Below are 12,742 nucleotides of genomic sequence, written 5' to 3'. Positions count from 1 at the left end.
TATTTATGCTCAAAAAAATAACCCTGCTCCACTTGCTGCTTGCTTTAATAGGCTTGCAAAAGGCGGCAGCCCAAAAGCTAAGTCATCCCAATCCTACCAAGGAAACCAAGGCTTTATACCAAAACTTATATGCTTTAAGCAAAAAGTATATTTTGTTTGGGCATCAGGATGATTTGGCTTACGGTGTAGATTGGAAATACCAAGAGGGAAGAAGTGATGTAAAAGAAACGGCGGGAGATTATCCAGCCGTGTATGGATGGGATATTGGGAGGATTGAGCATGGCTCTGCAAATAACATTGATGGCGTGCCTTTTGAAAAAATGAAGGCCTACATCAAAGCAGGTTACGAACGAGGAGCAGTCATTACCATCAGCTGGCATTTCGATAATCCGTTAACAGGAGGTTCGTCATGGGACACCACTCGTAACACCGTAAAGGCAATTTTGCCCGGAGGCGATAAACATCAACTGTACAAACAATGGTTGGATAGGGCCGCAGATTTTCTGCTCAGCTTAAAAGGAAACAAGGGCGAATATATTCCGGTATTGTTCAGACCCTTTCATGAACTTACGGGACATTGGTTCTGGTGGGGCAGTAATACCACTACGCCAGCAGAAATGAAGGAGATATGGCGATTTACTGCTGATTATTTGAGGAAGACCAAAAAAATCGACCACCTCATTATGGTTTACAATACCAACGATTTTAAAACCAAGGAAGACTTTTTACGCAGTTATCCGGGCGATGAATATGTGGATGTGTTAAGCTTTGATACCTATCAGTTTGACCTTAACAAGAAAGAGAACTTTATCAGGGAAATTAAAAGGCAATCTGAAATAGTCACCAAGCTCGCAGCCGAAAAAAATAAGTTGGCGGCCTTTGCCGAAACAGGCTTCGAAAACGTACCCGATCCAAATTGGTGGACAGGTACATTGTGGCCGGCCATTAAAGATTATCCGCTTTCATATGTGCTTGTATGGCGCAATGCAGGTTACATGCCCTCTTCCAAAAAAATGCATTACTATGCGCCATACAAAGGGGGCAACTCTGCCGAAGATTTTAAACGCTTCTCCCAAAAACCAAAAGTGTTGTTAGAGAAAAAACTGCGTAGCAAAAAGATATACCAAAACCAAACAAACTAACCAAACTAATGAAGTTACAATTCATCGACATCGCTATCCTCATCATTTATCTCGCCACCATGGTGCTGATTGGTTTTTATATGAAGAATAAAGCCAAGCAGGACAAAGAAAGCTATCTCATGGGAGGTAAAAAGCTGCCTTGGTACATGTTGGGGCTTAGCGATGCCAGTGATATGTTCGACATCAGCGGCACCATGTGGATGGTGGCATTATGTTTTGTTTACGGTTTCAAAAGCATCTGGATTCCTTGGTTGTGGCCAGTGTTCAATCAAGTGTTTATGATGATGTTTTTGTCCAAATGGTTGCGACGTTCCAATGCAACTACTGGCGCTGAATGGTTGAAAACACGATTTGGCTTGGCTGGAAAAGGAGTAAACGGTTCGCATGCCATTGTTATTGCCTTTGCACTTATTAGCTGCCTCGGTTTTTTGGCCTATGGTTTTGTAGGCTTGGGCAAGTTTATTCAGGTTTTTGTGCCGTGGGACTATATTAAGGATTATGTGCCTTTTCATGTTGCCGACAAGTATGTGCCGCATTTTTACGGCATCGTATTTACCCTTTTTGCCATGTTCTATTCCATTTTGGGAGGGATGCACAGCATTGTTTTGGGCGATGCCATTAAATACATCATCATGACCATGGCCTGTTTGGCTATTGGTGTCATTGCCGTGCAGCATTTAGCTACTCAAAGCTTAAATGTGCCGCATGGTTGGAACGACCCTTTCTTTGGCTGGAAACTCGATCTCGACTGGAGCAAGATTGCGGCCGAAGCCAATCAGAAAATTGCGGATGACGGTTTTAGCCTGTTTGGTCTTTTCTTTATGATGATGCTCTTGAAAGGTGTTTTTGCGTCCTTGGCGGGGCCAGCACCTAATTACGATATGCAAAAAATACTGAGTACTCGAAGTCCGAAGGAAGCTAGTAAAATGACGGGCTTTGTGAGCATTATTTTGCTACCTATCCGATACACCATGGTAACGGGCTTAACCGTGTTAGCACTTCTCTATTACAACCAAATCTATCTTAAGGATGCCAATGGTATTACCGATTTTGAAAAGATCTTACCTGCAACCATTAATAATTTTTTGCCAGTTGGTGTGCTTGGTTTAGTGTTAACAGGTTTGCTGGGCGCTTTTATGGGAACCTTTAGTGGAACCTTAAATGCTGCACAGGCCTATATTGTGAATGATATTTACTTGAAATACATTAACCCAGCGGCCCCTACCAAAAAAATCATTTCTATGAACTACATCGTAGGTGTGTTGGTGGTAGTGGCGGGCGTGTTTTTTGGTTTCTTGGCCAAAGATGTAAATGATATTCTGCAATGGATAGTAGGTGGTTTGTACGGCGGTTACGTAGCGGCCAACTGTTTAAAGTGGTACTGGTGGCGCTTTAATGCCAATGGTTTTTTCTGGGGAATGGCGGTAGGTATTGGTGCAGCTTTGTTAATGCCCTACGTAACCACTGGATTGCCTTTGTTTTGGTGGCCAGCACTTTTCGTGCTTTCGCTCATTGGTTGTGTAATCGGTACTTATGCCGCTCCACCTACAGATATGGCGGTTTTAAAATCATTTTATAAAAATGTAAAACCTTGGGGGTTTTGGCAGCCCATCCATGAACTGGTGGTAGCCGAAGAACCTGCCTTCAAAGCCAACAAAAATTTTAAGCTAGACATGTTCAACGTGGCTTTGGGAATTGTAGCCCAGCTCTGCCTCACCATATTTCCTATGTATCTCATTACGGGAATGTATCCTCAGCTGGCAGTGAATTTGGCTGTTTTAGCCGTTATCGTAGTTATTTTAAAAAGAACCTGGTGGAATAGATTAGAAGATTAAAAAGATGAAGACAAATTTCGAAGAGCGTATTTTACAGATGACAAAAGCTCATCAACAATTGATACAAAAGCCAAATGAAAAGCTAGCCACGGAGAATGGTATTTACCATAGGTATCAAAATCCGGTATTAACAGCTCAACATATTCCACTAAATTGGAGATTCGATCTGAATCCATCAACCAATCCGTTTTTGATTGAACGGTTTGGAGTGAATGCCGTACTGAATGCGGGAGCAATTAAATTCGAAGGAAAATATATCCTCATGGCAAGGGTAGAAGGTAATGACCGTAAATCTTTTTTTGCCATTGCCGAAAGCCCTAATGGCATAGATCGCTTTAAATTTTGGGATAAGCCTGTGGTGATGCCCGAAACAGAAAATCCTGATACGAATGTTTACGACATCAGGTTGGTGGCTCACGAAGACGGTTGGATCTATGGTTTGTTTTGTACAGAGAGGAGAGACCCCAAGGCCAGTAAAGGCGACCAATCGGCGGCAATAGCACAATGTGGCATTGCCCGTACCAAGGACCTTGAAAATTGGGAACGTTTAGCTGATTTAAAAACCAATTCGGCACAACAGCGAAATGTGGTGTTACACCCCGAGTTTGTAAATGGGAAATACGCATTTTACACCCGTCCACAAGATAGTTTCATTGAAGCTGGAAATGGTGGTGGCATTGGTTTTGGCCTATCTGACACCATTGAAAATGCCGAAGTAAAGGAAGAAAAAGTAATTGACCAAAAGCAGTATCACACCGTTTACGAAGCTAAAAATGGTCAAGGTCCGGCACCAATAAAAACTGAGAAAGGCTGGTTGCATTTGGCACATGGCGTACGAAATACCGCTGCGGGATTGAGATATGTGCTGTATATGTTCATGACCGATTTAAATGACCTAACTAAAGTAACACATAAGCCAGCGGGTTACTTTATTGCACCAGAAGGTGAGGAAAGGGTGGGCGACGTGTCCAATGTGGTTTTTTCAAATGGTTGGATATTGGATAATGATGGAACGGTGTACATTTATTACGCCTCTTCAGATACCAGAATGCATGTGGCCACTACAAGTATAGCACAGTTGTTGGATTATGTAACTCACAATCCCGAGGATGGTTTAAGGTCTGCCACTTCCGTTCAAACTATCATCAATATCATCGACAACAATAAAAAAATCGACGAAGAAAAAAATATGCTGGTAAATTTGAATGGAAAGGTAAGTTTGTAGGCATGGGGTCCCTCACCATTGAACAATATCAACAAGAATTAACCACAGAATTAAATCACTTATTGCAATGGTGGTCTGCTTATACCGTCGATGAACAGCAGGGTGGTTTTTATGGGCAGGTCAACTATTTGAACCAAGCTGAATCTGCTGCTAAAGGTTTGGTATTAAATGCCCGCATCCTTTATACTTTTTCGTCAGCCTATCTGCTAACCCAACAAAAGCAATATTTGGCGATGGCGCAACGAGCCTATCGTTACCTGCTCGATTTTTTTCATGATGAACCCAATGGAGGTTTTTATTGGTCGTTAAACCCTGATGGCACTTTGTTGGATGGTAAAAAACAGGTTTATGGACAAGCTTTTGCGATTTATGCTTTAAGTGAATATTATAAAGCTACTCAAAATCAACAGGCCCTTGAGTTAGCAAAAGTTACTTATCAATTGCTTGAAAAATATAGCTATGATGAAGTGTATACGGGCTACATTGAGGCGCATGACCAAGCTTGGGGACTTATTGCCGATTTGCGTTTGAGCGAGAAGGACCAAAACGAGAAAAAATCGATGAACACGCATTTGCATGTGATAGAAGCTTATGCCAATTTGTATAGTGTTTGGCCTAATGGAGCGTTGAAAAATGCCATTGTCCAACTTTTGAACAATTTCCGTGAGCATATTGTAGATTCTAAAACCTCCCATTTGCAACTATTTTTTACGGAGAACTGGCAAGTTAAATCATCCTTGGTTTCTTTCGGACACGATATTGAGGCCGCTTGGTTGTTATGTGAGGCTGCGGAAATTATCAACGACCAAACGCGAATGGCCTATTTTAAACAATTGGCTTTAAAAATGGCTGATGTCGCTGCTAAAGGTTTGGCCGAAAACGGTGGGTTGTTGTATGAATATGATGCCACAACAAATCATTGGATAAAAGAATATCATTGGTGGCCGCAAGCTGAAGCCATGGTGGGTTTTTTCAACGCTTGGCAATTATCTGCAAAGGAGCAATACCTTCAGCAATCTCTAAATACTTGGAGTTTTGTAAAGAGCTGCCTCAAGGATAAAGTAAATGGTGAATGGTTTTGGGGTGTTGACGAAAATCTTAACCCCATGGACGAAGTGAAAGCAGGTTTCTGGAAATGCCCTTACCATAACGGCAGGGCCTGTATTGAACTGATTAAACGAATTTCACGAATCAACTAAACTCAAGCCCTGTTAATTTCATCTATCAGTTTGTCGCATTCGGCAAAAGCCTGATAAAGGTATTTGTTCCGATGTTTTTCGCCCTGTCCGCTAAAAGCAACCGATTTGTTGATGAGTCCTTTGATCCAATCTTTGGTTTGCAGGCAAAAGGTTTGGTCTTCCGTTTTTAGGTAATTGTAAGTGTTAAATCTATTATAGCAAAGCATCGATTGTTCAAGGTCGACCAAGTAGGTAATGCCGCCCAATACATCACAGTGGTACCAGTTAAAAGAGTGCGTAGTGTCAATGGTTTTTTTACTGCCAATGGCGTACATGCTAATATCGGTAAGGCAGTATCGTAACTGTTCCACAATGGCCACAGCATCGGCTTTATTGGCAATGTGGCCTGCTTCAAAACTATATCTTATTTGTTCAATGGTGCCATGTATGGTGTCTTTTGCCCAAATTTCAGTGCTCGGAATCTCTAGGTAAACTTGATGAAGTTCCAAGGCAATGTCTAAAATGCTGCTGGGTAATTTCTCTAGGTCAAATTGCTGCATGCTAGGGTTGTTTGCCCAGTAAAACAATTTGAAAGCCGTTAGTGTAGGATATTTGAAGAAGTGAAAAATAGGCACGTCATCACTGGTTACCGTGATGTGTTTTTGCTTACTTTTTTGAATCTGTTTCATGGTGGCCAGCATTTCCTTTAGGTATTCCGTCATGTGCTCGGCTTGGTCGCTGTGGCTTACATAATTAAAGGTAACCGTAGGTAATTGGCTGGGCTGGTATTGGAAAGGTACGCCAAAACCATCAGACAGTTTGGTGATTTGGCTGATGTTCAAAAGACTGGTGCCCCGTATCTTTTTATATGCTTCGTTAGTGCTGATTCCTAAAATATCGGCTACGCTTTGTGCCAAATTTTGATAGCTAGGTAAGGTTTGCTTTATACGTTCGAAGAAATTAGCTTGCTCGTTCATCGTTAAAAGATTATTCTATAAGTAAATATAGTGGTAAAAGAATAATTTTTGGCTATAAAAACAAATTGTATGTATCTTTTAGGTTTGCTGTTTAGTTGAAATGACTTGATGATTATCTTAAAAGATTTATTTGAGTGATATATTGTGTCTTTTTAAGATTATTTAACGGATTTGTGTCTTATAATTTTGAGGTACACTAATCATCCATAAAATGAAAAAAGTCATATTAATTGTCGTGAGTGTGATGTTAATTGCATTTGCGGCCTTTGCTCAAAATGAAAATCAATTGTTCAGTAGGCTTCAGGGAATTTATAGCAGTGGAACTGATTTTTTTAATGTAGACGGGATAGAAATCAACAGTCAAACCAAAGCCGAGGAATTCAGTAAGAAAAACATCTTAAAACATTTTTCTAAGTTAAAAATTAAGGAGAAGGATTTAATGCAAGGTGACAGTACTCTAGGGTTTCGCAATTTTTATGTAGTTAAAAAATACGAAGAACCAAAAGGTGTGCTTAATAGTGTGTCCTTCTATTTTGTTGAAAACAAGAACAATCAAATATTGGCGGTCACTTTTGCTTCTTTGATGGCCACTAACCAAGCTTTGGAAAGGCAACTTGTTCCTCTCCTTAGAGATGGAGCAATACCACCTCGTGTTTTCAATTCCTTTGGTGCCGATAGCATTAATTTCGCAGGAAGAAGGATTAAGATAGGACGGAACTGTGCTTGGCGAGGAGTGAATAATATGCAATGTCCATCCTATGGGCAAATGAGTTGGAGTGTTCATGCAACTTCGGAAAGTGCTCAGCAGGATATTGACACTCAGGTGGCCAGAATTTTTAACCAGAAAAAAGGTAAGACGGTTTTAGATACCACTGCTACGGTGATTTTTGAAGGGGTGGAAGTTCCCGCTCGAAAAATTGTTTATGATTTTACTGGAATCACTTCTCTATTGCTGACCATGGAAGGTGGAAAAAGGCTCAATATTTATTTTGTGGTGGCGCCAGTTCGTAATAATTATGTCAGCTGCGTAATGAGTTTTTGGGATACCGACCAAATCAACAAAAGCGGACTGCCTCCTTTAATAGAACGGGTGATGAGCTTGAAAAGTAATTCATCAAACCCTACTCATTAAGGCAGAAATCACTGCTATCATTTTAATCAATTAAAAACTAAACAGATGAAGACAATAATCATTTCATTAGGAGTGCTAATGTGCTCTTTTTTTAACGTTTTTGCACAAAAAAATAAGGACTTGAGCTTTGATAATCTATACTTTTTTGTGCAGGCGGGTCATATTGACGATTATAGAACATTTATTTTAGGGGGTGCCTATTTGCAAATGGAACATCATTATTTCCGGCTTAGCGCAGGCGGTGGGTATGACCCAAAAAGTGAAGAGCAAAAGCAGCGACATAAATCTTGTAGTAGCGAATGTAAATGTAATGTTGATGTAAGAGGCATAAGTACCGTCAATGTGGAGTATGGGAAGATTTATAAGTTCTTCAGAAGGCAGCAAATCAGCTTCTCTTCTGGTTTTTCAATAGTAACCAAAACAGACCCCGATGTCATTTTTAATCAGAATAAAGAACCCTGGGAGGATGAAAAGTTTAAAAAGAGAACCACCGTTGGGCTACCTTATGAATTAAGATATAGCTTGATGATCAATAGAGGCATAGGCATAGGTTGTTCTTATTATGGAAATATGAACGCGAGGAAAAGCTTTAATGCGTTATCTGTTGGGTTAGCACTGGGATTGTTTTAGACAAAGTAATTTCAATGTTAAAAAGCAAAAGAATGGGGTATTCATAGGGCTGTTGTCTGTGCTTTTGCAGACCTTTGCGGAAAATAATATCCCCCCTTCTTCCATGTCAACAATTGCCGATAATTCTGATTTGTCCGTTAAAGAAACTAGTAGGTATAGTAAAAAGACCATTCGTTTAGCCGTATCGCTATTCTACTTTGGCCAGGGGCTGGTATTTGCCAGTTGGGCCAGTCGTATCCCCGATTTAAAAACCGCTTTAAATCTTTCAGATGCTGCTTTGGGCAGTATCTTATTGGCACTTCCCATTGGTCAGTTAATTACTATGCCGCTTTCGGGGCGATTGGTTGCAATTTTTGGGAGTAAGAAAATTTTAACCATGGCTACGCCACTTTATGCGCTTTGTTTGACCAATTTGGCACTGGCTACGCATGGTTGGCAGTTGGCGTTGTTTTTATTGTTGTTTGGCATTTCTGGTAATCTATGTAACATTGCGTTAAACACGCAAGCGGTTACTGCCGAGGGGCATTATGGTAAACCAATCATGTCTTCTTTTCATGGCTCTTGGAGTTTGGGGCTTTTTACGGGTGCCTTGGTTGGTTTGTTGATGATGAACCTGCATTTAACGACTGCAGTTCATTTTTGGATCATAGCTGGCATAGGCTGGACACATATTTTTATCAACCATCGGTTTTTGTTGATTGGTAAAGCAGTACAAAAGGAAAAACCGAAGTTTTTAATGAAGCCACAAGGTGTTTTGGTACAGTTGGGCATTATAGCTTTTTGTAGTATGGCTACCGAAGGGGCAATGATGGACTGGAGTGGTGTTTATTTTAAGGAAATTGTGCACGCACCAGTAAAGTGGATCATATTAGGATATGCTTCTTATTCCGCCATGATGACCATCGGTCGTTTTATTGGTGATAAATTTATTGCTTCTTATGGCAGAAAGACCATGTTGCAGATTTGTGGAGTGGTGATTTCTACCGGAATGTTTTTGTCGGTAGCTTTCCCGAATTTGATTGTGGCAACTATTGGTTTTATGATGGTGGGGATAGGCGTTTCGGTGATTATTCCAATGACTTATACTATTGCCGGTAACAACGATAAAATTCCATCCAGTTTGGCCATTGCCATGGTGTCAAGTATCGGTTACTTTGGTTTTTTAATGGGGCCACCGCTAATTGGTTACATTTCAGAACTGTTCAGCTTGCGCTATTCTTTCGCGGTGGTAGGCTGTTTTGGTATTTTAATTAGCTTGCTGGTAAGGAAAATTACGGCCATTAGATAAATGTAGTTCCCAATGATTTGGTGAAAAAGGGTCCTGCCTACTTTGTGTTCGATGCAGACAGGCCCTAATATATTTGTTAACCAATTATTGATTCCAAACATAAATGGTCGATTCTGTAAAAGCATTGGCAGTGTTTACAGAAGCTGTTTTGCTATCAACAACTTTGCCGTCTATCAATAGTTCTACTTTGATCGAGCCTGGACCAGTTGCAAGAAATCCAGCAAGAACAGCATCATTGGCGTTTACTTTACGGGTTATTTTTTTGCTATAAGGTAATGTGCTATTTCTTATATCCTCTGTTCCGCCATTTTCGTTGGTATAGCTAAGCTCAATACCTGTTGGATTACCAGAAAGAAGTGTATAGCGATATTCTATCGAGGCGTTTTTAGGGTAGCTGTTGTTGTCTGGACCTTTCTTATCTTTTTTACAGGCAGATAATAACAAAATTGTAGAGCAGATTAAAAATGATAGCAGAAGTGTGGTCTTTTTCATGATATGACATTAAAGGGTTAATAAATATTCAATTGACTTCTACAAATGTAGAACCGTATAATTCACCTATCAATCACATTAAAACAGTATTTTAATCTACTGGTATTCCAGTATTTTTATGCTTGTATTTGTTTCAAACTCACCTTAGTTGCATCTTTAATTATGATAAAATTTCTTTTGGGTAGATATGTATGGTTAGGGATTGTTGTATTTGTTTGCTTATGTATCTGCCAACTTAAAATACAGGCACAAGGACCAATTGATATTAAGCATGATTTAGATAGTCTCTTGTCGGTAATAAAAACGGCAAAAAATGATAGCTTAAGAACAGAACTGAAATTTAAGGCTTTTACATTGTTAATGAGGAGCAATGATACGACAAAGGCAAAATCTTATCTGAATGATTCAAAGTCCCTAGCCAAAAGCCCTTATGAAAAAGCCCTATCTCAGTATATGCAAGCTATCTATTATCATCATACCAATCATGAGCCACTGGCTAAAGAAGCCTATTTGAAGGCCGAAAAAATGTACAGCTCATTTAAGCATAAAAGAGCTTATCAAATGCGGGCAACCATTTGGCAGAACTATGGGCTCATTGCTCAAGAGGAAGATAATGAAGCCGGTTATCTTAAGGTTTTATTAGAAAAAGCAGTGCCAATGGCCCAGTTGTCCGGTGATAAAGGATTGCTGGGCAGTTTTTATCGGAGTATAGGCTTGGTATTCAGGAATAGTAAAGAACTTCCAAAGGCCGAGACATACTTTTTGAAGGCGATTCATACTCTCGAAAAATCAGATGATATTCCCGAACTGGTATCTGCCTATCTTCAAGCAGCAGATGTTTATATTTTGACGGAAAAACCTGTAAAGGCGAAAGCCCTGTTGGATAAGGCATATAAATTTCTAAAAGCAAGTCCATCATCTTCTTACATGATCAGTTATTATCATAGTTTAGGTAATTACTATAAAATTACAAAGAATTACAGCCAGGCCGTTGTTGAGCTGGATCACGGGATAGTACTGGCGAAAAAATTGGGAAAAAGGTATGAAGAGTATTGGCTCATGTATAAAAAGTATCTTGCACTTAAAGCCGGCAAAGCTTATGCTTTGGCTAAAAAAATACTATTGAAGGTTAAAGAAAGTGAAGAATTCAACCAGTTTGCGAAAAATAGGTTGTTGGTCATCTTTGAAATGGGCGAGATCAATAATCTGTTAAATAATTTAAGGGAAGCCTATAAATGGAAAGATTTATATGCTGATATGAATGATAGCTTAAATACAAGTCGTTTAAAGAAAGAACTTCATGTACTAGAAATCAAATACCAACGAGCAGAGCAACAACGTCAAATTGTACACTTAGAAGCTCAAAAACAAAAAGCATTGCTAACAGCCAAAACAGCCAAAATCAATGCTTGGCTTTTTGCCAGTTTATCCTTGTTGTTAGCGTTGTCCATTATATTTTCTATCAGTTATTATCGCAACCGCAAAAACCTTGCAGAGCAAAAGCAATTGGTTTATATGGAAAAACTCAATGTGCTAGAACAACAGCAGAAACTGGATTTGGCACAGGCGATGTTAGTGGGCGAGGAAAGAGAACGTAAACGAGTGGCTGCAGATCTTCATGATGGATTGGGGGGGATGCTTTCCGGGATAAAAATGCGTTTTTCCAATTGGATGGAAGAACATCATAAAAGCGACGATGGTTTTTTGAGCACATTGGTTAGGCAATTAGATACAGCTTTGACCGATTTACGCCAAATTGCACGAAATTTAATGCCCGAAACTTTACTTAAGTTGGGGATATCGGAAGCGCTAGCTGACCTTTGTGATTCCCTGAATACGGAGAAAACAGCCATAGAATTTCAGGCTATTGGACTAGATAAAAACTTGCCTATGGCATTTCAACTGGGCATCTATAGAATTGTGCAGGAAGCAATCGCCAATGCCCTAAAGCATGCAGATGCTAAGCATATATTGGTACAGTGTAGCCAAAACCAAAATATCTTTTTGGTTACGGTAGAAGATGATGGTAGGGGCTTTGATGTGAATGTGCAAAAAGGAAAAGGATTGGGCTTAACCAATTTGAAAAATAGGGTAGAAGCGTTGAAAGGAGCATTGGATATTCAGCCATCTCCAAATAAAGGGACTACTATAAACATAGAATTTAATGTCGAAGGAAAATAAAATATCAGTAGTATTGGTAGACGATCATCCAGTGGTGATCGAAGGACTACAAATGTTGCTAGCTAAACATGAAGACATTGAGGTTATTGCTAGCTTAACAGATGGTACATCGTTAATTGATTATTTGCAAACCAATAGACCAGATGTTGTTTTGTTGGACCTAACGCTTCCAGATATTGATGGGATTGAATTAAGTGCCATCATTACCCAAAAATTCCCACCGTGTAGGGTTCTGATATTGAGTAACCATAATGAACGTGGTTTGATCATGCAGGCTCTAAAAAACGGTGCCAGTGGTTATCTTTTAAAAAATGTTTCCGCTACAGAGCTTGCACAGGCCATAGAAGAAGTTATGGCAGGCGATATTGTTTTAAGTAGAGAAATCAGGACTATGGTTATTCGTGCAATGGCCACACCTGTTGATACGCCTTCTCTAACAAAACGAGAAAAGGAGGTGTTACAGCTCATCGCCAATGGGCAAACCACCGTAATGATTGCCGACCAGTTAAATGTTAGTCCATTAACCATTGAAACACACCGACGTAATCTGTTGCAGAAACTAGGCGCAAAAAATGCTCCCGAGCTTTTAATGCAGGCGGTAAAATTGGGATTTTTATCCTCATAAAAAAGCCCCTTTAATCCTAAGACTAAAGGGGCTGGTT

Annotated in this window: 11 protein-coding genes; 9 read left to right on the top strand and 2 right to left on the bottom strand. The window is 39.9% G+C overall.

Annotated features, from left to right (window positions below; translation table 11 throughout):
* Positions 1-5 precede the first annotated feature (5 nt).
* Genes ABDV71_RS17835 through ABDV71_RS17820 form a run of 4 tightly spaced genes read left to right on the top strand, consistent with a single transcriptional unit; the run spans position 6 to position 5,401 of the window.
* Complete coding sequence (locus ABDV71_RS17835) at positions 6-1,142, top strand: glycosyl hydrolase (protein ID WP_343534985.1); 1,137 nt, start codon at positions 6-8, stop codon at positions 1,140-1,142.
* Positions 1,143-1,150: 8 nt separating this feature from the next.
* Positions 1,151-2,977 (top strand): sodium:solute symporter family protein, encoded by a 1,827-nt coding sequence (locus ABDV71_RS17830; RefSeq protein WP_343534984.1) that lies wholly within the window; start codon positions 1,151-1,153, stop codon positions 2,975-2,977.
* A 4-nt stretch (positions 2,978-2,981) separates the two neighbouring features.
* A complete protein-coding gene (locus tag ABDV71_RS17825; RefSeq protein ID WP_343534983.1) occupies positions 2,982-4,202 on the top strand; it encodes a glycosidase in 1,221 nt (406 codons plus the stop codon).
* Between the two features lie 2 nt (positions 4,203-4,204).
* Positions 4,205-5,401 (top strand): AGE family epimerase/isomerase, encoded by a 1,197-nt coding sequence (locus ABDV71_RS17820; RefSeq protein ID WP_343534981.1) that lies wholly within the window; start codon positions 4,205-4,207, stop codon positions 5,399-5,401.
* Positions 5,402-5,403: 2 nt separating this feature from the next.
* Here ABDV71_RS17820 and ABDV71_RS17815 read toward each other — a convergent pair whose 3' ends face one another.
* Positions 5,404-6,357, bottom strand: a complete 954-nt coding sequence (locus ABDV71_RS17815) for a helix-turn-helix domain-containing protein (protein WP_343534979.1) — start codon at positions 6,355-6,357, stop codon at positions 5,404-5,406.
* 211 nt (positions 6,358-6,568) lie between these two features.
* On the opposite strand from ABDV71_RS17815, the gene ABDV71_RS17810 reads away from it, so the two are divergent.
* From ABDV71_RS17810 to ABDV71_RS17800, 3 genes are all read left to right on the top strand, one after another.
* Positions 6,569-7,489, top strand: coding sequence for a hypothetical protein (locus ABDV71_RS17810; protein WP_343534977.1), 921 nt, complete (start codon positions 6,569-6,571; stop codon positions 7,487-7,489).
* Between the two features lie 45 nt (positions 7,490-7,534).
* Positions 7,535-8,119 (top strand): hypothetical protein, encoded by a 585-nt coding sequence (locus tag ABDV71_RS17805; RefSeq protein WP_343534975.1) that lies wholly within the window; start codon positions 7,535-7,537, stop codon positions 8,117-8,119.
* A gap of 103 nt (positions 8,120-8,222) precedes the next feature.
* On the top strand, positions 8,223-9,407 hold the full coding sequence (locus tag ABDV71_RS17800) for an MFS transporter (protein WP_343534974.1): 1,185 nt from the start codon (positions 8,223-8,225) through the stop codon (positions 9,405-9,407).
* A gap of 84 nt (positions 9,408-9,491) precedes the next feature.
* Here ABDV71_RS17800 and ABDV71_RS17795 read toward each other — a convergent pair whose 3' ends face one another.
* Positions 9,492-9,899, bottom strand: a complete 408-nt coding sequence (locus ABDV71_RS17795; protein WP_343534973.1) for an MmpS family transport accessory protein — start codon at positions 9,897-9,899, stop codon at positions 9,492-9,494.
* Between the two features lie 162 nt (positions 9,900-10,061).
* Here ABDV71_RS17795 and ABDV71_RS17790 point away from each other — a divergent pair, with 162 nt between their 5' ends.
* Entirely contained in the window at positions 10,062-12,080 is a 2,019-nt protein-coding gene (locus ABDV71_RS17790) for a sensor histidine kinase (protein ID WP_343534971.1), read from the top strand.
* On the top strand, positions 12,064-12,705 hold the full coding sequence (locus ABDV71_RS17785; RefSeq protein WP_343534969.1) for a response regulator transcription factor: 642 nt from the start codon (positions 12,064-12,066) through the stop codon (positions 12,703-12,705). The genes ABDV71_RS17790 and ABDV71_RS17785 overlap by 17 nt, the downstream gene beginning before the upstream one ends.
* Positions 12,706-12,742: the final 37 nt, after the last annotated feature.

Source organism: Pedobacter sp. (assembly GCF_039594775.1).
Taxonomy (GTDB): Bacteria; Bacteroidota; Bacteroidia; order Sphingobacteriales; family Sphingobacteriaceae; genus Pedobacter.
The sequence above is the reverse complement of the archived record's forward strand: the minus strand, read 5'-3'. Positions and strand labels throughout refer to the sequence as shown.